Genomic DNA, 21,745 nt, shown 5'->3' with positions numbered 1-21,745 from the left:
GGCATGGATCAACCAACCCAAGGAAAACACAGAAAAAGAAGCCGCCTAACTCCCGTTGGTACCACCCGACTTGAAAAATTCCGCCGCCCTCGCGTTGGCGCACGTCGAGCACAGCCGCTACGAGACGATGCCAATTGTCGAGGCTCTCCTCGGCCCATAGTGGTTGGTGCCTCGACGTTCAGGGGCGGGTGAAGGACCCGCCCAGTTTGAAACGTCGTTCATGGTGTTGTGGCCCCCGCCCTTTATGTACGAATTCGAGCGAGCTGGATGATGAGACGCGGCACTGGAACACGCGCCCGCACTCGAGGAAGGAGCATGCGTGCAACCAGAGGAGCTGATCGATACCGCCTCGCGGTCAGCGAACACCCCAGGGCGCCGCGGTCCAATCCGGGCCGTGGACTCGCTGAGGCACAGCCCGCAGTTCCGGCTACTCTGGGTCTCGAACCTCTTTTTCTTCGGCGGGGTCTGGACGCAAACCCTGATCCTCGGCTGGATGGTCTTTGAGAGCACCCGCTCCGAGTTTCTCATCGCACTGTTCACGGCCGTACGCCTGGCTCCGATGCTCCTCGGCCCGCTCGCGGGGGTGCTCTCCGATCGTTTCGACCGCCAGCGGCTGCTTGTCGTCGCCTGCTTCTGGGCATTGCTGGCCGTGGTCGCGGTGGCGATACTCGCCTTCCTCGGGATGGCACCCTATTGGGTGCTCGTGGCCGGCGGCCTGATTATCGGGCTGGCCCAGTCGCCGTCGCAACCGGCGCGAAGCTCGCTCGTACTCGAGCTGGTCGGGCGCGAGAACTTGAGCAATGCGAATGCCCTGAATGCGATGGCGATGAACATGACACAGATGATCGGCCCGGCCGTCGGCGGAGCGATGATCAGCCTTGTCGGTGCCCCGGCCGCACTCGCGATCTCGGCGGGCTGGTACGCCGTCTCGCTCCTCACTCTCCTACCGCTCAAAGGGATCGGAAGCGAGAGGACTACGCACCCCGAATCCGTCTGGCGAATGCTGACGAGCGGGTTCGAGACCATCTCACGCAATCGGCTAACGACCACCGTGCTCCTCATTACGCTCGCCGCCAACGTCCTGATCTGGCCCATCTACCAGACATTCATGCCCGTGTTCGCTGACGAAACACTGCACCTCGACGCTGCGGGCCTCGGAGCGCTCCTCATGTGCTGCGGTCTCGGCGGCGTCGTGGGCTCAATCGTCATCGCGATGCTCGGCGACTTCAAGTGGAAAGGCGCGCTCTTTGTCATCGGCACGGCCATCTGGTCCGCTCTCTGGGCGCTGTTCACCCTCTCGCACACAGTCAGCTTCTCCTTTGCACTCATGGGCGCGATCGGCCTGGTGTCCGCCCCGTTCTCTGTACTCCAGACGACCCTGATCCTAACGACTACGCCGCCCGAAGTGCAGGGGCGGGCACTTGGCCTGCAGGAGCTCGCTATTGGAGCCATACCGGTCGCCTCCCTCGGACTCGGAGCGGCAGCGCAGCTCGTGGGGGTGGGCCTCATTACCCTCCTCAGTGCGCTCCTGCTGATGGTGTGGATGGCCGTCATCAGCCTGCTGGTACCGCAGCTACTCCGATATCACGGGACCGATCGCGGTGCCTGACGGCGACACTGATCGGGTTCATCATTAGGGCTTTCGTACGCTCGAGCCGTCAGCGCCCAACTTCCTCGGGCCAACCACATGGGTTGGGCCTTTCCGTGGCCGCCGAGGAGTGCCTGTTGGTATACCTGATCGCAATCGTAGCGCCGTCGACCTACGCCTAATCATGCCAGGATTCCCGCATCATCGGACTAAATGGATGAAAACCAAGAAGCCCTCGAATAGACAGCACATTCCTCGGGCTTCACTTGGCATACCAGCTGAGCTATAGTCGTCTCATTAGCGGCAGCAGCATCGCCTTCAAGCCGTTAGCAGTCGTTGTTGCGTACACGTTCAGCGCGGACTTCGCGCCGGCCATGAGCGGCGCCAGGCCACCCACTACAAGCTAAGGATTGCATCGTGACACTTATCCTGACGGCTCAGAGCTCGATTCGTTGGTGGACGTGCCTGCCACCGTTGCCGCAATCGAGCGTGCCTTCGTTGGCGTTGCAACGGGTACGGCGCATCAACCTGCCCCCACATCCCTGCACTTGCCATCCTCCAACGCCCGATTCCTCCCCATGGCAGCATTGTCCGACGCCGATGAGCTGGCCTCGGTAAAACTTCTGGCTGACATCCCCGCCAACTCTGACGTCGGACTTCCGACCCAACGGTCCACCATCCTGTTGAGCTCGCAAACAACAGGTGAAACCCTGGCCGTTCTCGACGGGAGGATCCCGACCCGGGCGCGCACCGCGGCGGCCAGCGCCGTAGCTAGTAAGCACTTGGCCAATCCGAACTCGTCAACTCTCGGTTTGGTCGGCGCCGGAGCACTCGCCGTCGCCCACGTGGAAGCGATGCTCACCGTCCTGCCGATTGATACCGTCCTGGTGTGGTCGCGCACGATGGCGACCATCAGCACGTTCCACGCCGGGATAGCCCACCACAACCTCAAGGTTGTCATCGCGGATTCCGTGCGAGAGATCGTGGAATCCGTGGACGTCCTATGTACGCTTACCCCGGCCCCCGAACCGCTGGTGCATGGGCGGTGGTTCACTCCCGGCCTGCATGTGAACGCCGTAGGGTCCCGGCCTCGCCCGGAACAACGGGAGATCGACTCGGAGGGCATCGTGAGGTCGCGGGTCTTCGTGGACAACCTCGCTACCGCAATGGAGAAGTCGGGTGACTTGGTGCTCCCTGTCAGCGAGGGCGCCTTGGGCTTTGACGACGTCCAAGCCGAACTCGGTGAGGTGATAGCCGGAAAGAAGCGTGGGAGGACCAGCGAAGAGGACATCACGCTGTTCAATTCGGTCGGCATCGGGCTCCAGGATCTAGCCATCGGTCGATTGCTTTACGACAAGGCGCTGGAACGAGGCTTAGGTCTTCAGATCGACCTCGGGCGGTAATGTCAAGATCCGGCAGCTGCGGAAGAGTCCGCTACGTCCGTTGCCAAACATTCCGTGGAGATCAAGCCGAAGCTCCACTCCTCCGACGTTGTTCAAGGGTCCGGAGTGGCCGCGGGAGGCGTGGTGGAAGCATGACGGTGTAACGCTTCCACCCCGATACCGCGTCCATAGAAGCTCCGGCGCTCAGTTAGGCACCGGCCCGTTGGCAACCTCCGCAGGCCTTCGAACGCGCGTCGTTCGACAGTCCACGGCTGGCCCCTCCGTCGGCACCGCCCCGCCAGCCAGGTAGCTGGCGGACTGGGCGTCTGGGCCATGCCGTGGGCGTGCAGTACGACGTAGGCGATGGACTCGGCCTCGATCTCGGCCAAGCCCCGGCGTTCGGTGCTGCTGCCGTACAGCGACGCCAGCGCGTCCCCGGTGTGTGCAGGGAGGCCGAGTTCGTGGGCAAGGGTGGACAGCCGCTCCTAGGGACCCATCCAGGCGTCGACGCTGATCAGGTGCCGGCGGTGATCGGTGTACGCATCGGCCAGGGCCGACTTCCAGTCCGTGACCACGACCGTGAAGTGCGCGACACGGGCGACGGCGGTCAGCCCCTCCCACAACCGCTGCAACTCCACATCCGACACGGACGACTCGCACCATCGTCTACGTCGTCAACCGGGACGAGCAGCGGCTCGCCCTCGGTCTGGGAGGCGTCGAACACGGCCTGCCCCCGCGTGCCTACGGTCCGCCTCCATGTCATTGTCATTCACGTCCGGACCCGGCGCGATGCGCGGGGCTATGACGTGCAGGGAGTGCTCGCCCTTCATGGCGTAGCGGCCGCTGTCCACACTTTCGGCGCTTTTGTCACCAGCTAAGGCGTCAACCCGCCCCTGACCTGCACAAACACCGTGCCCGAGGTGGGACTCGAACCCACACTCCCGAAGAAACTGCATTTTGAGTGCAGCGCGTCTGCCAATTCCGCCACTCGGGCAATGCATCCACCACCAATGAAGGCAACGTCGCAAAGATCACGCCCCTGCTGCCAGTCACAGACGGAGCAAGCGCGCGAAACCACTCTACATGCCGATAGGCTAATTGACAGAACCCGCGTCCCCCAGGCCAAGGAGCCCCCATGAGCGAACAGCACGAATCCGCCCCAGCACGCCGCATCATCGTGGCCGAAGACGAGACCCTGATCCGCCTCGACATCATGGAAATCCTGCGCGGTGAGGGCTATGAGGTCGTCGGCGAGGCGGACAACGGCGAGAAGGCCGTCCAGCTCGCCCAGGAGCTCAAGCCGGATCTGGTCCTCATGGACGTCAAGATGCCCGTCATGGACGGCATCACGGCGGCGGAGCAGATCGTCAAGGCCCGCATCGCCCCCGTCGTCCTGCTGACCGCCTTCAGCCAGCGGGAACTCGTGGAGCGGGCCCGCGACGCCGGCGCCATGGCCTACGTCGTCAAGCCGTTCACGCCCGCCGATCTCGTCCCAGCCCTCGAGATCGCCCTGTCCCGCCACGAGGAGATCAAGGCGCTCGAGGCCGAGGTCACCGACCTGCAGGAGCAGTTCGCCACCCGCAAGCTCGTCGAGCGCGCCAAGAGCCTGCTCATCTCCAGGATGGGCCTGACCGAGCCCGAGGCGTTCCGCTGGATCCAGAAAACCTCCATGGACCGCCGCCTGAACATGCGCGACGTCGCTGAGACCATCATCAACCAGGTCAATTAGGTCTCGTCAGGCTCGACCACCGAGGGTCTCGTCAGGCTCGACCACCGAAGAGACAGGCTCGACCACCGAAAGAACGACGACGGCGACCCACCTTCCAAAGGTGGGTCGCCGTCGTCGTGCTTAGGTCTCGACGAGCTCGACCACCGAAAAGACGAGCTCGACCACCGTCAGGCGACCGGCCAGGGACCGACCTTCTCCCGGTTGGCCGCGCGGCCGTCCGGGGTCTGGTTGATATCGGCCAGGTCGCCGACCTTGTGCACCTTGACCAGGTTCGTCGAGCCGACCTGCCCCGGGGGTGAGCCGGCCGCGATGACCACCACGTCGCCGTCGTCCACCAGCTTGCGCTCCAGCAGTTCCTTGTCGACCTGCTCCATCATCGCGTCCGTGTGGGCGACCGTCGGGATCAGCACCGGCTGGATGCCCCACGTCAGGGCCAGCTGGTTGCGCACCTGCTCGATCGGCGTGAACGCGAACACCGGCTTCTTCGGCCGCAGCCGGGACAGGCGGCGGGCCGAGTCGCCGGACTGCGTGAACGTGGCGATGAACTTCGCGTCCAGCTGGTCGGCGATCGTCACGGCGGCGCGGGTGATCGCGCCGCCACGCGTCTTCGGCTCCGTGCCCAGCGCCGGCATGCGCTCCAGCCCGTGCACCTCGGTCGACTCGATGATCCGGGCCATCGTCTTGACCGTCTCGATCGGGAACGCGCCCACGCTCGTCTCACCGGAGAGCATGACCGCGTCCGCGCCGTCCAGCACCGCGTTGGCACAGTCCGAGGCCTCGGCCCGCGTGGGGCGCGGGTTCTCGATCATCGACTCCAGCACCTGCGTGGCCACGATGACCGGCTTCGCCCAGCGGCGCGCCAGCTCCACGGCCCGCTTCTGCACGATCGGCACGTCCTCCAGCGGCAGCTCCACGCCCAGGTCGCCGCGGGCCACCATGATCGCGTCGAACGCGTCGATGATGTCGTGCAGGTGGTCCACGGCCTGCGGCTTCTCGATCTTGGCGATCACCGGCACACGCGTGCCCTCTTCATCCATGATCTCGTGCACGCGCTTGATGTCCGCGGCGTCCCGCACGAACGAGAGCGCCACCAGGTCCACGCCCTGCTTCAGGGCCCAGCGCAGGTCCGCCTCGTCCTTCTCGCTCAGCGCCGGCACGTTCACGGCCACGCCCGGCAGGTTGATGCCCTTGTTGTTGGACACCTTGCCCGGCACCACCACCCGGGTGACGACCTTCGTCTCGTCCACGGCAGTCGCCACGAGCGAGACCTTGCCGTCGTCGATCAGCAGCGTATCGCCGACATTGACATCCTCGGTCAGCGTCTTCAGCGTGGTCGAGCAGATGTCCTTGGTGCCGGGCACGTCCTCGGTGGTGATCGTGAACACGTCGCCGACGGCCAACTCATGCGGCCCGTCCACGAACCGGCCCAGCCGGATCTTCGGCCCCTGCAGGTCGGCCATGATGGCGACGGCCTTGCCGAGCTGTTCGGCGGCCTTGCGGACGTTCTCATAGGTGACTTGGTGGACCGAGTAGTCGCCGTGGCTCATGTTCATGCGGGCAACATCCACGCCCGCCTCCAGCACAGCCAAGGTGTTTTCATAACTGGCGATTGCCGGCCCGAAGGTGGCGACGATCTTTGCGCGTCTCATGTACCTGCCCTAGTAGTGGTTTCCTTGGAAAATTTCGTCTCGCACCAAGCCTAGCCGTTGGCTACAGCACACTGATAGCCGTGTCCATGGGCGCCACCGGCGCCGGCAGGATCGTCTCCCCCATCAGGTACCGATCCACCGCCGCAGCCACCGAACGACCCTCCGCGATCGCCCACACGATCAACGACTGGCCCCGCCCGGCGTCCCCTGCCACGAACACGCCGGGCCGGCTCGTCATGTAGTACCCGTCGCGGTCCACGTTGCCGCGTGCGTCCAGGTCCAGCGGGAGCTGCTCGCCCAGCAGATCCGTCTCCGGCCCGGTGAAGCCCAGCGACAGGAACACCAGGTCGGCGTCGATGACCCGCTCCGTGCCGGCCTTCGGCCGCCGCCCCCCGTCCACGAACTCGGTCTCGGCCACCTTGATGCCGGTCAGCACGCCGTCCACGCCGAGGAACTCGACGGTCGAGGCCAGGTAGGTCCGCTCGCCGCCCTCCTCATGGGCGCTGGCCACCTCAAACAGGTTAGGGAACGTCGGCCACGGCTGGTGCGCGGCGCGCTCCGCCGGCGGCTGCTTGCCGATCGCCAGCGTCGTCACGGACGCCGCCTGCTGCCGGTGCGCCGTGCCCAGGCAGTCGGCCCCCGTGTCGCCGCCGCCCAGGATCACCACGTGCTTGCCGCGGGCGTCGATCTGCCCGTCCACGGTGTCCCCCGCCACCACCCGGTTGGCCTGCACCAGGTAGTCCATGGCCACGTGCACGCCGGCCAGGTCGCGGCCCGGGATGGGCAGCTCACGCGGCACGGTGGCGCCGGTACAGACGACGACGGCGTCGTACCGGCGGCGCAGCGCGTCCCAGCTGACGTCCACGCCCACGTTGACACCGGGGCGGAACCGCGTGCCCTCGGCCTCCATCTGCTCGAGCCGGCGGTCCAGCTTCTCCTTCTCCATCTTGAAGTCCGGGATGCCGTAGCGCAGCAGCCCACCGATCCGGTCGTCACGCTCATACACGGCGACGGTGTGCCCGGTGCGCGTGAGCTGCTGCGCGGCGGCCAGCCCGGCGGGCCCGGAGCCGATCACGGCCACCGTCTTGCCCGTCAGCCGGGCCGGCGGCAGCGGCTGCACCCAGTCCTGCTCGAACGCCTCGTCGATGATCGACACCTCGACCTGCTTGATCGTCACGGCCGGCTGGTTGATGCCCAGCACGCAGGCCGTCTCGCACGGGGCCGGGCACAACCGGCCGGTGAACTCGGGGAAGTTGTTCGTCGCATGCAGCCGCTCGATGGCCTCCTGCCCCTTGTCCCGCCACGTCAGGTCGTTCCACTCCGGGATCAGGTTGCCCAGCGGGCAGCCCTGGTGGCAGAACGGCACGCCGCAGTCCATGCACCGGCCGGCCTGCGCACGCAGCACGCCCTTCTCCTGCGCCTCGTACACTTCCTTCCAGTCCATGATGCGCACGGGCACGGGGCGCCGGGCCTGGGTCTGGCGTTCGCGCACCTTCAAGAATCCGCGTGGATCAGCCACCGGTCACCTCCAGGATTTGTTGCCAGACCTCGTCACCGTCGGGATCGATTCCCGAGGCGGCGGCGGCCAGGCGGGTTTGCAGTACGGCGGCGTAGTCGCGCGGGAGCACCTTCGTGAACCGGGCGGTGGCGCCGTCGAAGTCGGCCAACAGCGCCGCGGCCAGGGCCGAATCGGTCTCCTCCCGGTGCCTGGCCAGCAGTGCGTGGACGATCTCCCGGTCCTCGGCGTCCAGCGGATCGAGCAGCAACTCCCCGCTGTCCAGCGCCTGCTTGTTCACCTTGGCCCGCTGCAGGTCGAGCACGAACGCCGTGCCGCCGGACATGCCGGCGCCGAAGTTGCGCCCGGTCCGGCCCAGGATGAGCGCCTGCCCGCCGGTCATGTATTCGCAGCCGTGGTCGCCGATGCCCTCGACGACGGCGGTGGCACCCGAATTGCGCACCAGGAACCGTTCGCCGACCTGGCCGCGCAAGAACATTTCCCCGCTCGTGGCGCCGTAGCCGATCACGTTGCCGGCAATGACGTTCTCCTCGGCGACGAACACGTCCTGGCGACCCGGGCGGACGATGATCCGCCCGCCCGAGAGCCCCTTGCCCACGTAGTCGTTGGAGTCCCCGAACAGCCGCAGCGTGATGCCGGCCGGCAGGAACGCGCCCAGCGACTGGCCGGCCTGCCCCGTCAGCGTGACGTCGATGGTGTCCGGGCCCAGCAGGTCGACACCGAACGTCTTCGTCACCTCGTGGCCGAGCATGGTGCCCACCGACCGGTCCGTGTTGACCACGGGCACGCTGATGCGCACCGGGCTGCGATCCGCCAGCGCCTCAGCGCTGAGCGTGATCAGCTGCTGGTCGAAGTGCTTGTCCAGTTCATGGTTCTGCCCGACGATGTTGCGCACCGGCACGTCGTCGCCGAACACCGGACCGTGCAGGATCGGGGCCAGGTCCAGTCCTTCGGCCTTCCAATGGTCGACGGCGGCACGCGTGTCGAGCGCGTCGGCGTGCCCGATCGCCTCCTCCAGGCTGCGGAAGCCCAGTTCGGCGAGGATCTCGCGCACCTCCTCGGCCAGGAACTCGAAGAAATTCACCACGAACTCGGGCTTGCCGCTGAACCGCCGGCGCAGCTCCGGGTTCTGCGTCGCCACGCCCACGGGGCACGTGTCCAGGTGGCACACGCGCATCATGACGCAGCCGGACACCACCAGCGGTGCCGTCGCGAACCCGTATTCCTCGGCGCCGAGCAGGGCGGCGATGACCACGTCCCGGCCGGTCTTCAGCTGCCCGTCGACCTGGACGACCACCCGGTCGCGCAGCCCGTTCAGCCGCAACGTCTGCTGCGTCTCGGCCAGCCCCAGCTCCCACGGCACGCCCGCATGCTTGAGCGAGTTCAGCGGGCTGGCGCCGGTGCCGCCGTCGTGCCCGGAAACCAGCACGACGTCGGCCTTGGCCTTGGTCACGCCGGCCGCCACCGTGCCGATCCCCACCTCGGAGACCAGCTTCACGTGGACGCGGGCGGCCGGGTTGGCGCGCTTGCAGTCATAGATCAGCTGGGCCAGGTCCTCGATGGAGTAGATGTCATGGTGCGGCGGCGGGGAGATCAGCCCGACGCCCGGCGTCGAGTGCCGGGTCCCGGCCACCCACGGGTACACCTTGCGGGCCATCAACTGCCCGCCCTCCCCCGGCTTCGCGCCCTGGGCCATCTTGATCTGGATGTCCTCGGCGTTGGTCAGGTACAGGCTCGTCACGCCGAACCGGCCCGACGCCACCTGTTTGATCTTCGACCGGCGGGACGGGTCCAGCAGCCGGTCGACGTCCTCGCCGCCCTCACCCGTGTTGGACTTGGCGCCCAGCCGGTTCATGGCGATCGCGAGCGTCTCGTGCGCCTCCTGGGAGATGGAGCCGTAGCTCATGGCACCCGTGGAGAACCGCTTCACGATCGAGCTGACAGGTTCGACGTCCTCCAGCGGCACCGGCGGGCGCGCTCCGGCCTTGAACTCCAACAACCCGCGCAGCGTCATCAGGTGGTGCGACTGGTCGTCGATACCCCGGGTGTATTTCTTGAAAATGTCGTACCGGCGCTCCCGCGTGGCGTGCTGGAGCCGGAACACCGTCTCCGGGTTGAACAGGTGCGGTTCGCCCTCGCGCCGCCACTGGTACTCGCCGCCGCCGGCCAGCGGCCGGTGCGGGTTGTCGACGCCGTCGGCCGGGTAGGCGGTGGCGTGCCGTGCCGCGACCTCGGCGGCGATGACGTCCAGCCCGATCCCGCCCAATTGGGACTGGGTGCCGGCGAAGAACTCGTTGACGAGCGACTGGGACAGGCCCAGCGCCTCGAACGTCTGCGCCCCGCAGTAGGAGGCGACCGTCGAGATGCCCATCTTGGACATGATCTTCAGCACGCCCTTGCCGAGCCCCTTGATCAGGTTGTACACGGCCGCCTCAGCGCTGACGCCGGTCACGTCCCCGGTGCGGACCAGGTCCTCGACGCTCTCCATGGCCAGGTACGGGTTCACGGCGGCGGCGCCGTAGCCGACCAGCACGGCCACATGATGAACCTCGCGCACGTCACCGGCCTCCACGATCAGCGACGTCTTGGTGCGCGTGGCACTGCGCAGCAGATGGTGGTGCACGGCGCTGAGCAGCAGCAGCGACGGGATCGGGGCCCACGCCGCCGACGAGTCGCGGTCGGAGAGGACCACGTACTGCACCCCCCGGTTGATGGCGCCGGAGACCTGCTCACAGATCTCCGCCAGCCGGGCGCGCAAGGCCGCCGCGCCGCCGTCGGGCTTGTACAGGCCACGCACCTTCATGGCGATGCGATCGCCAGTGGCATTCTCCATGTTCGCGATCTTGGCCAGGTCGTCGTTGTTGATGACCGGGAAGGTGAGCGCCACCTGGGGCTGGCTGACGTTGGCGCGCGAGAGCAGGTTGCCCTGCGGGCCGATCGTCGTGTTCAGCGACGTGACGAGTTCCTCACGGATCGAGTCCAGCGGCGGGTTCGTGACCTGCGCGAACGACTGGACGAAATAGTCGAACAGCAGGCGCGGGCGCTTCGAGAGCACGGCCACCGGGGTGTCCGTGCCCATGGCGCCCAACGGCTCGGCGCCGGTCTGCGCCATGGGGCCGAGCAGCACCTTCAGCTCCTCGGTGGTGTAGCCGAACGTGCGCTGGCGGTGCGTGACGGACGCCGGCGTGTGCACCACGTGTTCGCGCTCGGGCAGGTCGGCCAGACGGATCGTGTTCTCCTTGACCCAGTCGGCCCACGGGTTCGCGGCGGCCAACCCGGCCTTGACCTCGCTGTCCGGGATGATCCGGCCCGCCTCGGTGTCGACCAGGAACATCTTCCCCGGCGAGACGCGGCCCTTCTTCACGACCTTGACCGTGTCGACGTTGATGACGCCCACCTCGGAGGCGAAGATGACCAGCCCGTCCTCGGTGATCCAGTACCGGCCCGGGCGCAGCCCGTTGCGGTCCAGTGTGGCGCCGACCAGGGTGCCGTCGGTGAACGACACCGCGGCGGGGCCGTCCCACGGCTCCATCATGAGCGAGTGGTACTCGTAGAAGGCGCGCCGGGCCGGGTCCATGGTGGCGTGGTTCTCCCACGCCTCCGGGATCATCATCATGATGGCCTGGGTGATGGGCCGGCCGGCCAGCCACAGCAGCTCGGCGACCTCGTCGAACGACGCCGAGTCGGACGCGCCGGGCGTACAGATCGGGAACAAGTCCTCCGGCGCATCACCGAGCAGCGGGTGCGAGAGCGTCGACTGCCGCGCGCGCATCCAGTTCCGGTTGCCCTTGACCGTGTTGATCTCGCCGTTGTGCGCGATGGTGCGGAACGGCTGGGCCAGCGGCCACGACGGGAACGTGTTCGTGGAGAACCGCGAGTGGACGATCCCCAGGCGTGTCTTGAACCGGGCATCGGACAGGTCCGGGTAGAACGGCTCGAGCTGCGCCGTCGTCAACATGCCCTTGTAGACGATCGTCTTCGACGACAGCGACGGGAAGTACACGCCGAACTTGTTCTGGGCGCGCTTGCGCAGCCGGAACGCCCTGGAGTCCAGCGCGTTCGCCTCCGTCGCGCGGACGTCCGGGCCGATCGCGACGAACAATTGCTCGAAGTGCGGCATGCAGGACGCGGCCATGGCGCCGACCAGGCCGGCGACGACGGGGACCTCACGCCAGCCCAGCACGGTCAGGCCCTCGGAGCCGGCCAGTGCCTCGAGCCCGGCACGGGCGGCGGCCCGCTGGTCCTCCTCGGCCGGCAGGAATGCCGTGCCGACGGCGTATTCGCCGGCGGCCGGCAACGTGAACCCGGTGACGGCGCGGAAGAACTCGTCGGGGATCTGGGTCAGCAGGCCGGCGCCGTCGCCGGTGCCCTCGTCGGCGCCGACGGCCCCGCGATGTTCCAGGTTGCGCAGCGCGGTGAGCGCGTTCTCGACGATGTCGTGGCCGGGAACGCCCCGCAGCGTGGCGACGATGGCCAGCCCGCAGGCGTCCTTCTCCTGCTCCGGCGAGTACAGGCCGGCGGCCTCCGGGATGGCGGCAAAGCGTTGGAACGGCGACAGGACGCCGGTTCCGGCATCGGCTGTTCGGGGTGGGTTGGGTAGTGCGAGAGTCATGAAAACATGCCCTTCCCCTGGGTCTGGCGTTGGAGGGGACGTCGTTGGCCCGAACGCCGGAGGGAACTCCGGCGCCTTCACTGCGTCGCTGTGGCGGGCCGCCCGATTCGAGAGCGTGCCGTGCACGCTGCGGATTTGGCGCCAAGGGCGGTAACCCCCGCGAATCTTGTTCCCCTCGCGAGAGCCGCAGCCCAAACCCACGACGGCGTGGACCGCTGCCGGGACGAGCGGTGACCCACCCGGCATGCGGCGTACCGGCGGTGACGATCACCACCGGTATGCAGCAGATTACCACCGGTTTCGAGCACAACTACACACATGCTGCCGATTCGTCCACATAGTGGACCCCCTGTGTTTCGGCTGGGTTGTAACGACAAATGGGCGGTGGTTGCCCGTTTCCGCGTTGAAAACGAGCAACCACCGCCCATCGGGTCGGGAGGTTGCGGGGGTCAGTCCGTGGGCGCCTCGGGCTTCTCGGGCGTATCCGCACGCGCGGGCTCCGCGGACTCTGCGGGCTCCGCGGCCGCGGCGTCCGCCGCCTTGGCGCGCCGGCCGGGCAGCAGCACCGAATCGTCCACGGCATTTCGCTTGGCGAACGTCAACGCCAGGAACGCGATCAGGGCGCCGGTGAACACGAACACGCTGGTCCACACGTTCAGGCGCGTGGTGATGCCGAAGAACGTGATCATCTCCGCGGCGTCGATGCGCAGCAGCTCGATCCAGAACCGGCCGGCCGTGTAGATCATCACGTACAGCAGGAACAGCCGGCCACGGTGCAGCTTCAGCTTGCGATCCAGCAGCAGCAACGCCAGGACGCCCAGCACGTTCCACACGCATTCGTACAGGAACGTCGGGTGGAACAGCGTTCCCTCGGCGAACCCGGCGGGCAGGTATTGCGGGTCCACCTGCAGGCCCCACGGCAGCGTCGTCGGGCCGCCGAACAGCTCCTGGTTGAAGTAGTTGCCCCACCGGCCGATCGCCTGGGCGAGCAGGATGCCCGGCGCTGCCGCGTCGATGAACGCGGACAACTTCACCCCGGACCGGCGGCAGCCGATCCAGGCGCCCAGCACGCCGAGCACGACGGCGCCCCAGATTCCCAGCCCGCCGCGCCAGATCTGCGGGATCAGCCACAGGTCGCCCGTGCCGTTGTAGCCGGGCCCGAAGTAGGCGTCGGGCGAGGAGAACACGTGGTAGAGCCGGCCGCCGATGATGCCCAACGGGATGGCCCAGATGGCGATGTCCCACATCGAGTCCGCGGGGCCGCCGCGACGTTTCCACCGCACACTGGTCAGGACCAGCGCGGCGATGATGCCCAGCAGGATGCACAGGGCGTAGGCGTGGACGCGCAGCGGCCCGATGCTGAACCCGGACCAGACCGGCGCGGGGATGGCGGCCGGCAGCGCGGCCAGCACGGCGCCGCTCATCGGCCGGCCCCGACCTGGTCAAAGCCGCCGGCGAGCTCGGCCGTGAGGGCGCCCACGGCGGGCACGCCGCCGTCGCGCAGCGCCGCCACGAGCGCGGTGCCCACGATGACGCCATCGGCGTACGCGGCAATCTCACGCACATGCTCCGGCCGGGAAACGCCCAGCCCCACGCAGACGCGCGGCGCGGCCGCGGCATGGGCGGCGGCCACGACGGCCTCGGCGGCGGACGACACCTTGGCGCGGGCCCCCGTCACACCCATGATGGACACGGCGTACACGAAGCCGCGCGTCGCCTCCACGGTCATGGCCACGCGCTCCGGCGTGGACGACGGGGCGACCAGGAACACGCGGTCCAGCCCGTACTTGTCGGACGCGGCGAACCACTCGGCCGCCTCGTCCGGAATCAGGTCCGGGGTGATGAGTCCGGCGCCCCCGGCCCCGGCCAGGCGGCGGGAGAAGTCGTCCACGCCCATGCGCAGCACGGGGTTCCAGTACGTCATGACCAGCACGGCGGCATCGGTCGCGGTCGTGACGGCCGCCACGATGTCGAACACGTCGGCCACATGGAAGCCGTTGGCCAGCGCCTGGGTCGTGGCGGCCTGGATGACGGCGCCGTCCATGACCGGGTCGGAGTACGGGATGCCGATCTCGATGATGTCGGCCCCGTTGCGGGCGGCGGCGATGGCGGCGTCGATGGACGTCTGCTTGTCCGGGTACCCGGCCGGCAGGTAGGCGATGAGCGCCTTGCGGCCCGCCGCGCGGGCACGCTCGACGGCGGCCGCGGACTTGCTGGCGGTCTCGTTGACTCTCATGCCTGCGTCTCCTCGGTCTGCGCGTATTGTGCACTTGGACGGGTACCGGCGCCCTTGGCCGTGCGGGTGGACAGCGTGGTACCCCTGACGTTGCCATCCTCATCCAGCATGCCGAACCAGTCGGCCGCCGTCTCCACGTCCTTGTCGCCGCGCCCGGACAGGTTGACGATCACGATCAACTCCCGCGGGTCGCCAACGCCCTCGGCCAGCCGACGGCCCACCTTGATGGCGCCCGCCAGCGCATGCGAGGACTCGATGGCCGGGATGATGCCCTCGGTGCGGCACAGCAACCGGAACGCGTCCATGGCCTCGGCGTCCGTGATCGGCTCGTACGTGACCCGCCCGATGTCGTGCAGGTAGGAGTGCTCCGGGCCGACCCCCGGGTAGTCGAGCCCGGCCGAGATCGAGTGCGACTCGATGGTCTGGCCGTCCTCGTCCTGCATCAGGTAGGAGCGGGCGCCGTGCAGCACGCCCGGGCGGCCCAGCGTGATGGTCGCGGCGTGCCGGCCGGTCTCCACGCCGTCGCCGCCGGCCTCGAAGCCGAAGATCTGCACGCTCGCATCGTCGAGGAACCCGTGGAAGATGCCAATGGCGTTGGACCCGCCGCCGATGCACGCGCACACGGCGTCGGGCAACCGGCCGGTCTGGGCCAGGATCTGTTCACGCGCCTCCTCCCCGATGACCTCGTGGAAGAAGCGCACCATGGCCGGGAACGGGTGCGCACCGGCGGCCGTGCCGAGGACGTAGTGCGTCGTGTCCACGTTCGCGACCCAGTCGCGCAACGCGTCGTTGATCGCGTCCTTGAGTGTCTGCGAGCCATTGGTCACGGGGACCACGGTGGCGCCGAGCAATTGCATGCGGGCCACGTTCAGCGCCTGCCGGCGGCAGTCCTCGGCGCCCATGTACACGACGCATTCCATGCCGAGCAGCGCCGCGGCCGTGGCACTGGCCACGCCGTGCTGCCCGGCCCCGGTCTCGGCGATCAGCCGGGTCTTGCCCATGCGCCGGGCCAGCAGGGCCTGGCCGAGCACGTTGTTGATCTTGTGCGACCCCGTGTGGTTCAGGTCCTCGCGCTTGAGGAAGATGCGCACGCCGCCGGCGTGCCCGGCGAACCGCTTCGCCTCGGTCAGCAGGGACGGCCGGCCCGAGTAGTTCTTGTTCAACTCGGCGATCTCGGCCAGGAACTCCGGATCGGCCTTCGCCTTCTCAAACGTGTCCTCCAGCTCGTCGAGCGCGGCGATCAGCGACTCGGGCATCCACCGCCCGCCATACGACCCGAAATACGGGCCGGGCGCGTGACGAAGCGACCGCGCCCCCGCACCGCCGGCCAGAAACGCGTCCACGGTCTCGTGTCCTGGTACCGGCTGTGCCGCTGACGAACCTGCCGGCTCCTGGGCCATCAGTTCCACCGTCCTTTGTAGCAACTTTGTAGAAATAGTCGAAAGCAAATATTGACCGGTTGGCCGGCGAAACCGGCCCGGTTGCGCCGCTAGCGGGTCGCGATGGCGGCGGCGCCGGCCGCCGTGAACTCCGCGATGCGCCGCGCCGGGGTGGCCGTCGAGACGAGCGCCTCCCCCACGAGGATCGCGTTCGCGCCGTGTGCGGCGTAGTGCCGCACGTCGGCCACGTCGCGGACGCCGGATTCGGCGACGACGACCGCCTCGGCCGGGATGAGTCCGGACAGCGTGCCAAACACACTCCGGTCCACATCGAGCGTCTTCAGGTTACGCACGTTCACACCGATGATCCGCGAGCCGACGGCGACGGCACGCTCGATCTCGCCGGCCGTGTGCGTCTCGACGATGGCGTTCATGCCGAGCTCGTGCGCCAGGGCCAGGTAGTCGGCCAGTTCGGCGTCCTCCAGCGCGGCGACGATCAGCAGCACCACATCGGCGCCGTGCGCGCGCGCCTCCCAGATCATGTACGGGTCGCACGTGAAGTCCTTGCGCAGCACGGGAACGTCAACGGCCGCCCGCACGGCGTCCAGGTCGGCCAGCGACCCGTTGAAGCGGCGCTCCTCGGTGAGCACGCTGATCACCGCGGCTCCGCCCTGCGCATATTGGCGGGCCAGCGCGGCCGGGTCGGCGATGCCGGCCAGGTCCCCCTTGGACGGGCTGCGGCGCTTGACCTCGGCGATGACCTTCAGGTCGGCCCGCCGCGGGTCCGGGCCTCCCAACGCCGCCCAGGCGTCGCGTGCCGGCGCCTGGGCCGCGGCGGTCTCGCGCAGCTGGGCGAGGCCGATGGCGCGTTGGCGCCCGGAGAGATCCTCCCGGACGCCAACGATGATGTCGTCGAGAACGCTCACGCCTAGTGGCCGGTGTTCTTCAGCTTGCTCCCACCGACGCCGTAGCCGGCGACCTTCATGCCGAAGCCCAGGCCCAGGCCCAGGATCATGACGACGATGCCGATGATGAACGCGACGGTGGCGTCCGGGCCAATGACGAACGCGATGCAGCTGACCAGCGCGCCGAGCAACATGACAGCCACACACGTCCATGCAGCCGGGCTGTTGCCGTGGCCGAGCGCGGCTTCCTGGGTCAGGGGCTCCGTGAGGGGCTGCTGGCGGGTAGCGGACTTGTTGCTCATGATTGGATCTCCTTGGGTGCTGGTACTCGACTACATTGTGCCATTAGTTATTGGGGAAACCGATTCAGTCCGTGGGGTCGTCGCCGCGGCTGAGCCGGTCCCAGCTGTCGATGTCATCCGCCGGCTCGGCGGGCCGGGCACCCGAGCCGGCACCGGCGTCGTACTTCGACCGCTGCTTCCAACCGCGCCCGGCCGCGAACAGCAGCACGGCGCCCGCGCACAGGACGACGGCGGCGATCATCGCCAGCACCGGGAAAAGGGTGGTCGCCGCGTCGCTCGGCTGGCCGACGACGCCCGTCGCCGCACCCACCTGCCCTGCCGCGGCCGCCGACGGGTCGGCCAGCACGGCGGCGACGACCGCCACGATGCCCAGGCCGCTGAGCAGCACGATCACGCTCGTGATGACCCGGGCGATGCGCCCGGCGATGGTGGCCGCCAGGGACCCGGCCAGCGCCACGAGGGCGAGGGCCGACACGGCGACGGCCACCTTGTTGCCGGCGATGGACAGGTCGGGCTGCTCCACGGCGCCCTGCGCCAGATGGACATGGACCCAGGTCTGGGTGGTGGTCCCGAACACAGCCAGGGCGGCGATCACGGGCAGCAGGATCACCACCGACTTGCGTCGCCAGACCGGCGTCACGGTGCGCTTCATCGGCTGCAGCGGCCCGGTGCCCGCGCTCACTGCCCGCTCCCCAGGGCGTCGCGTTCGAGCGTTCGAAGCGACGCGGCGGCGTGCACGGCCCGCAACGGCGCCGCGGCCTTGTTCACGGTTTCCTGCGCCTCGGCCTCGTTGACCGAGTCGGCCACGATGCCGCCGCCGGCCTGCACGTACGCCGTGCCGTCGCGCAGCAGCGCCGAACGGATGGCGATGGCCATGTCCATGTCGCCGGCGAAGTCCAGGTAGCCGACCACGCCGCCGTAGATGCCGCGGCGGTGCGGTTCCATCTCATCGAGCAGGCGCAGCGCGCGCGGCTTCGGCGCGCCGGAGAGCGTGCCCGCCGGGAACGTCGCGGCCAGCACGTCGTACGCCGAGGCGTCCTCGGCCAGTTCGCCGACGACCGTGGAGACCAGGTGCATGATGTGGCTGAAGCGTTCGACCTCCATGAACTGGGTGACGTCCACCGTGCCCGGCCGGCACACCTTCGACAGGTCATTGCGGGACAGGTCCACCAGCATCAGGTGCTCGGAGCGTTCCTTCGCGTCGGCGAGCAGGTCCTGCGCCAGCGCCTTGTCCTCCTCCACGGTCTTGCCGCGCGGCCGGGACCCGGCGATCGGGTGCGTGATGACCTCCTCGCCGGTGACGGTCACCAGCGATTCCGGCGAGGAGCCGACGATGGAATACGGGCGCCCCTGCGCGTCCTCGAAGCTGAACAGGTACATGTACGGGCTCGGATTCGTGTTGCGCAGCACCCGGTACACGTCAAGCGCGGACGCCTGGCAGTCCATTTCGAACCGCCGCGAGACGACCACCTGGAACACCTCGCCGTCGACGATGGCCACCTTGCTGCGATCGAGCGCCCGCAGGTAGTCCGACTTGTCCCACCGTTCGCGGACGCTCGCCTCGAAACCCACGGCTGCCGGTCCCGTGACGGACATAGGCTGCGCCACCGGTTCCCCGAGTGTGGCCAACATGGCGTGCACGCGGGCGACGGCGTCGTCGTACGCCTCGTCCACGAACTCGTCGGTGCCGTTGACGTTGATGGCATTCGCGATGAGCAGCACGGTGCCCTCGGCGTTGTCGTGCACGGCCATGTCGGCGACCACGTTCAACGCCAGTTCCGGCAGCTGCAGGTCATCCGGCGGCGGCGACGGCAGCTTCTCCCAGTGCCGGACCGTTTCCCATCCGACGAACCCGACCAGGCCCGAGGTGAACGGCGGCAGGCCCTCGAAGCGTTCGGTGGCCAGCGCCTTGAGCGTTTCGGCCACGGCCTCGACCGGGTTGCCGCCTGTCGGGACACCGACGGGCGGCTCGCCCTGCCAGCACGCGACGCCGTCGTTCGTCGTCAGCGTGGCGCGCGAGCTGACCCCGATGAATGAATAGCGCGACCAGACCCCGCCGACGGCGGCCGACTCCATGAGGAACGTCCCGGGCGCCCCCGCCGCCAACGACCGGTAGAGCCCGATGGGCGTCTGCGCGTCCACCAGGACCTTCAGCCGGACGGGGATGACGCGGCGGGTGCGGGCGAGCTCGCGGAACTCTTCGAGCGTGGGGCTGATGACGCCAAGATCATGCATGATGGGCGGGTATTCCTTCTGGGTGGGGCGAGTCAGGCGGGGCGGCTGCCGGCGCGGGCCGGGAGCTCACGCCCGTCGAAGCACGTGCGGGCGCCGGTGTGGCAGGCGGCGCCGACCTGGTCGACCGTGACAAGCAGCGCGTCGCCGTCGCAATCGAGGGCGACCGACTTGACGTATTGGACGTGTCCGGAGGTGTCGCCCTTGCGCCAATACTCCCGGCGGGACCGCGAGTAGAACGTCACCCGGCCGCTGGCCAGGGTCCGGCCCAGCGCCTCGTCGTCCATCCAGCCGAGCATGAGCACCTCGCGGGTGTCGAATTGCTGGATGATCGCTGCCACGAGACCGGCCGGGTCTCGCTTGAGCCGGCCGGCGACATCGGCGGGCAATTGGACCACGTGTCCGTTTTCTTCCACTGCTTCGGTGGGGGTGGCGTCGGGGAGCTGCACATCCCAAGTCTAGCGGCCGAAGGTCCCCTCCGAAGCGGGTGCCAGATTGCGGCGGTTTGCGCCCCCGTTCCCGCCCGATACATGCTAATTTCACAAGTGATGCAATTCGTGAAACCGTCCCGTGAAGTCCTCGCCGAGACCCTGCTTGCCGCGGGGCCCGGTGCACCCACGCTGTGCCCGGGATGGCGCACACAGGAACTGGCCGCGCACCTGTATCTTCGGGAGCGCAGCGCGAAGGTCACGGTTGGCCTGGTGGTCAAGCCGCTGCGCAGCGCCTCCGAGAAGGCCATCGCGAAGCTGGCCGAATCCGCCGCCGCCCCGGCCCCGTACGCGGAGCTGGTGCGCAAGTTCCGGGCCGGTCCGCCGCGCCTGTCGCCGTTGAATGTGAAGCGGGTCGATGAGAACGCGAACCTGATCGAATTCTTCGTCCACACCGAGGATGTGCGCCGCGCCACCGACCGCTGGGCCCCGCGTTCCCTCGATCCCGACTATTCCGAGGCCCTGTGGCACGACCTGATCAAACGTGCCGCCTTCCTGTACCGCAGCGTGGACCTGGGCATCGTGCTGGTCAATCCGGCCGGACCGCGGCACGTGGCCAAACGCGCGCCCGTCTCGGTGGCCATCACCGGCGACCCGGGCGAATTGCTCATGCACGCGCACGGCCGCACCGGCCAGGCGCTCGTCACACTCGAGGGGCAGCCCGAGGCGTTGGCGCTGCTGCAGACCGCCGAGGTCGGCCCGTAACGCCCTCGGCGTCGCGTTGATTCCTCGATAAGTGTGGGTGCTGGCGTCCCACACCCGCACTTGTCGGGGAATCAATCGGGCCGTGGACGTCCGCAGGGCGTCGGGCCTGTGGATAACCTCCGATATGATCCGTGGGTCTGGGCCACGATGGATTCATGAACCGTCGAGAACCCCTGCCCCGGGACTATTCCGCACACCCTTCGTGCTCCGCGATGCACTCTCGGCGGGCGTCTCGCGTGGCCGGTTGCGCGCCGGCGACTTGACCGTCCCGTCGCGCGGGATACGCCTGCCGCGTGACGGGTCGCAAGCCTTGCTGGACTTTGTCAGGCCCTTCACCATCATGAGCGTGAACGCCGTCGCCTCGCACACCACGGCCGCGAGGCTCCACGGAATCCCGCTGCCGTGGCGGTTCGAGCGGGAAACCCTGATCCATTTGACAAGACCGGCGTCGGACCCGGCCTGCCGGCGCACCGGCGTCATCGGGCACGAGCGGGTCTTGCCGCCGGCGGACATCGTCCTGCTGGACGGCGTTCCCGTCACTTCACTCGCCCGGACGTGGCTTGACCTGGCAACACTGCTGTCCCTGGACGACCTCGTCGTCGCGGCCGACTACCTGATCTCGGAACATCACAGGCACTTCGGGTTGCCGCGGCCGGCGAAGGTGCCGGCGGACGACCTCATCGCCTTCGTGGCCGCCAAGCACAGGCTACGCGGCCTGAGGCTGGCCCGGGCGGCGCTGGACCTCATGCGCGTTGGCGTGGACTCCCCGCCGGAAACGCGCGTCCGGCTGCTCTTGTTCCGGGCTGGCCTGCCCGAGTTCACGCCCGACTATCCGGTCGAAGGGAAGCCGGGTGAGACGCCGATCTTCACCGACCTCGGGTGCGCCAAGTTCAAGGTGTGCGGGGAGTATGAAGGCAATCATCACCTCACGCCGCAAAAGCAGGCCGAGGACCGGCACCGGGATGAGGTCACGCGCGCGGTTGGCCCGGTTGATTCCTCGGTAGGTGCGGGTGCGTGACGCA

At 68.3% G+C, this 21,745-nt stretch carries 17 protein-coding genes and 1 tRNA gene; 5 read left to right on the top strand and 13 right to left on the bottom strand.

The window, feature by feature from the left end:
* The first annotated feature begins 319 nt into the window (after positions 1-319).
* Positions 320-1,609: an MFS transporter gene (locus EJC77_RS11910; RefSeq protein WP_125612881.1), complete on the top strand. Its 1,290-nt coding sequence runs from the start codon at positions 320-322 to the stop codon at positions 1,607-1,609.
* A gap of 434 nt (positions 1,610-2,043) precedes the next feature.
* Complete coding sequence (locus EJC77_RS11905) at positions 2,044-2,991, top strand: ornithine cyclodeaminase family protein (protein WP_240630177.1); 948 nt, start codon at positions 2,044-2,046, stop codon at positions 2,989-2,991.
* A gap of 464 nt (positions 2,992-3,455) precedes the next feature.
* On the opposite strand, the gene EJC77_RS20405 is transcribed toward EJC77_RS11905, so the two are convergent.
* Together EJC77_RS20405 and EJC77_RS11900 are read right to left on the bottom strand one after the other, a co-directional pair.
* On the bottom strand, positions 3,456-3,617 hold the full coding sequence (locus EJC77_RS20405) for a hypothetical protein (RefSeq protein WP_164520393.1): 162 nt from the start codon (positions 3,615-3,617) through the stop codon (positions 3,456-3,458).
* 265 nt (positions 3,618-3,882) lie between these two features.
* Positions 3,883-3,964, bottom strand: a tRNA-Leu gene (locus EJC77_RS11900).
* Positions 3,965-4,105: 141 nt separating this feature from the next.
* Here EJC77_RS11900 and EJC77_RS11895 point away from each other — a divergent pair.
* On the top strand, positions 4,106-4,699 hold the full coding sequence (locus tag EJC77_RS11895; RefSeq protein WP_125612877.1) for an ANTAR domain-containing response regulator: 594 nt from the start codon (positions 4,106-4,108) through the stop codon (positions 4,697-4,699).
* Positions 4,700-4,866: 167 nt separating this feature from the next.
* On the opposite strand, the gene pyk is transcribed toward EJC77_RS11895, so the two are convergent.
* From pyk to hisI, 11 genes are all read right to left on the bottom strand, one after another.
* Positions 4,867-6,348, bottom strand: a complete 1,482-nt coding sequence (gene pyk, locus EJC77_RS11890; protein WP_125612875.1) for a pyruvate kinase — start codon at positions 6,346-6,348, stop codon at positions 4,867-4,869.
* 61 nt (positions 6,349-6,409) lie between these two features.
* Positions 6,410-7,867, bottom strand: a complete 1,458-nt coding sequence (locus EJC77_RS11885; RefSeq protein WP_125612873.1) for a glutamate synthase subunit beta — start codon at positions 7,865-7,867, stop codon at positions 6,410-6,412.
* Positions 7,860-12,476, bottom strand: a complete 4,617-nt coding sequence (gltB, locus tag EJC77_RS11880; protein WP_125612871.1) for a glutamate synthase large subunit — start codon at positions 12,474-12,476, stop codon at positions 7,860-7,862. Before gltB ends, EJC77_RS11885 begins: the two co-directional genes overlap by 8 nt.
* Positions 12,477-12,925: 449 nt before the next feature.
* A complete protein-coding gene (gene lgt, locus EJC77_RS11875; RefSeq protein ID WP_125612869.1) occupies positions 12,926-13,900 on the bottom strand; it encodes a prolipoprotein diacylglyceryl transferase in 975 nt (324 codons plus the stop codon).
* On the bottom strand, positions 13,897-14,712 hold the full coding sequence (trpA, locus tag EJC77_RS11870; RefSeq protein WP_125612867.1) for a tryptophan synthase subunit alpha: 816 nt from the start codon (positions 14,710-14,712) through the stop codon (positions 13,897-13,899). Before trpA ends, lgt begins: the two co-directional genes overlap by 4 nt.
* On the bottom strand, positions 14,709-16,112 hold the full coding sequence (trpB, locus tag EJC77_RS11865) for a tryptophan synthase subunit beta (RefSeq protein ID WP_125612865.1): 1,404 nt from the start codon (positions 16,110-16,112) through the stop codon (positions 14,709-14,711). The genes trpA and trpB overlap by 4 nt, the downstream gene beginning before the upstream one ends.
* 89 nt (positions 16,113-16,201) lie before the next feature.
* Positions 16,202-17,017 carry an indole-3-glycerol phosphate synthase TrpC gene (gene trpC / locus EJC77_RS11860; RefSeq protein WP_125612863.1) on the bottom strand — a complete coding sequence of 272 codons (816 nt, stop codon included), beginning with the start codon at positions 17,015-17,017 and terminating at the stop codon, positions 16,202-16,204.
* A gap of 2 nt (positions 17,018-17,019) precedes the next feature.
* Positions 17,020-17,298, bottom strand: a complete 279-nt coding sequence (locus tag EJC77_RS11855) for an HGxxPAAW family protein (RefSeq protein WP_125612861.1) — start codon at positions 17,296-17,298, stop codon at positions 17,020-17,022.
* Positions 17,299-17,362: 64 nt separating this feature from the next.
* Complete coding sequence (locus tag EJC77_RS11850) at positions 17,363-17,980, bottom strand: Trp biosynthesis-associated membrane protein (RefSeq protein WP_338069474.1); 618 nt, start codon at positions 17,978-17,980, stop codon at positions 17,363-17,365.
* The gene (locus tag EJC77_RS11845; RefSeq protein WP_125612859.1) at positions 17,977-19,533 is read right to left on the bottom strand and encodes an anthranilate synthase component I; all 1,557 of its coding nucleotides are present in this window, start codon (positions 19,531-19,533) and stop codon (positions 17,977-17,979) included. Before EJC77_RS11845 ends, EJC77_RS11850 begins: the two co-directional genes overlap by 4 nt.
* Before the next feature lie 32 nt (positions 19,534-19,565).
* The gene (gene hisI, locus EJC77_RS11840) at positions 19,566-19,979 is read right to left on the bottom strand and encodes a phosphoribosyl-AMP cyclohydrolase (protein WP_125612857.1); all 414 of its coding nucleotides are present in this window, start codon (positions 19,977-19,979) and stop codon (positions 19,566-19,568) included.
* Positions 19,980-20,078: 99 nt separating this feature from the next.
* Here hisI and EJC77_RS11835 point away from each other — a divergent pair, with 99 nt between their 5' ends.
* Both EJC77_RS11835 and EJC77_RS11830 read left to right on the top strand, forming a co-directional pair.
* Positions 20,079-20,723 carry a TIGR03085 family metal-binding protein gene (locus tag EJC77_RS11835; protein WP_125612855.1) on the top strand — a complete coding sequence of 215 codons (645 nt, stop codon included), beginning with the start codon at positions 20,079-20,081 and terminating at the stop codon, positions 20,721-20,723.
* Between the two features lie 202 nt (positions 20,724-20,925).
* Positions 20,926-21,741, top strand: coding sequence for a hypothetical protein (locus EJC77_RS11830; protein ID WP_125612853.1), 816 nt, complete (start codon positions 20,926-20,928; stop codon positions 21,739-21,741).
* Positions 21,742-21,745 lie beyond the last annotated feature (4 nt).

It is taken from the genome of Specibacter cremeus (assembly GCF_003946885.1).
GTDB classification, from domain to species: domain Bacteria; phylum Actinomycetota; class Actinomycetes; order Actinomycetales; family Micrococcaceae; genus Specibacter; species Specibacter cremeus.
Note: the sequence above shows the minus strand (reverse complement) of the source record. Positions and strands in the feature narration are given on the sequence as shown.

Bases quoted from the DNA above. Each gene is read 5' to 3' on its own strand.
- lgt (WP_125612869.1), bottom strand. From the start codon at position 13,900: ATGAGCGGCGCCGTGCTGGCCGCGCTGCCGGCCGCCATCCCCGCGCCG.
- pyk (WP_125612875.1), bottom strand. From the start codon at position 6,348: ATGAGACGCGCAAAGATCGTCGCCACCTTCGGGCCGGCAATCGCCAGT.
- trpB (WP_125612865.1), bottom strand. From the start codon at position 16,112: ATGGCCCAGGAGCCGGCAGGTTCGTCAGCGGCACAGCCGGTACCAGGA.
- trpA (WP_125612867.1), bottom strand. From the start codon at position 14,712: ATGAGAGTCAACGAGACCGCCAGCAAGTCCGCGGCCGCCGTCGAGCGT.
- EJC77_RS11855 (WP_125612861.1), bottom strand. From the start codon at position 17,298: ATGAGCAACAAGTCCGCTACCCGCCAGCAGCCCCTCACGGAGCCCCTG.
- EJC77_RS11835 (WP_125612855.1), top strand. From the start codon at position 20,079: ATGCAATTCGTGAAACCGTCCCGTGAAGTCCTCGCCGAGACCCTGCTT.
- gltB (WP_125612871.1), bottom strand. From the start codon at position 12,476: ATGACTCTCGCACTACCCAACCCACCCCGAACAGCCGATGCCGGAACC.
- EJC77_RS11845 (WP_125612859.1), bottom strand. From the start codon at position 19,533: ATGCATGATCTTGGCGTCATCAGCCCCACGCTCGAAGAGTTCCGCGAG.
- EJC77_RS11895 (WP_125612877.1), top strand. From the start codon at position 4,106: ATGAGCGAACAGCACGAATCCGCCCCAGCACGCCGCATCATCGTGGCC.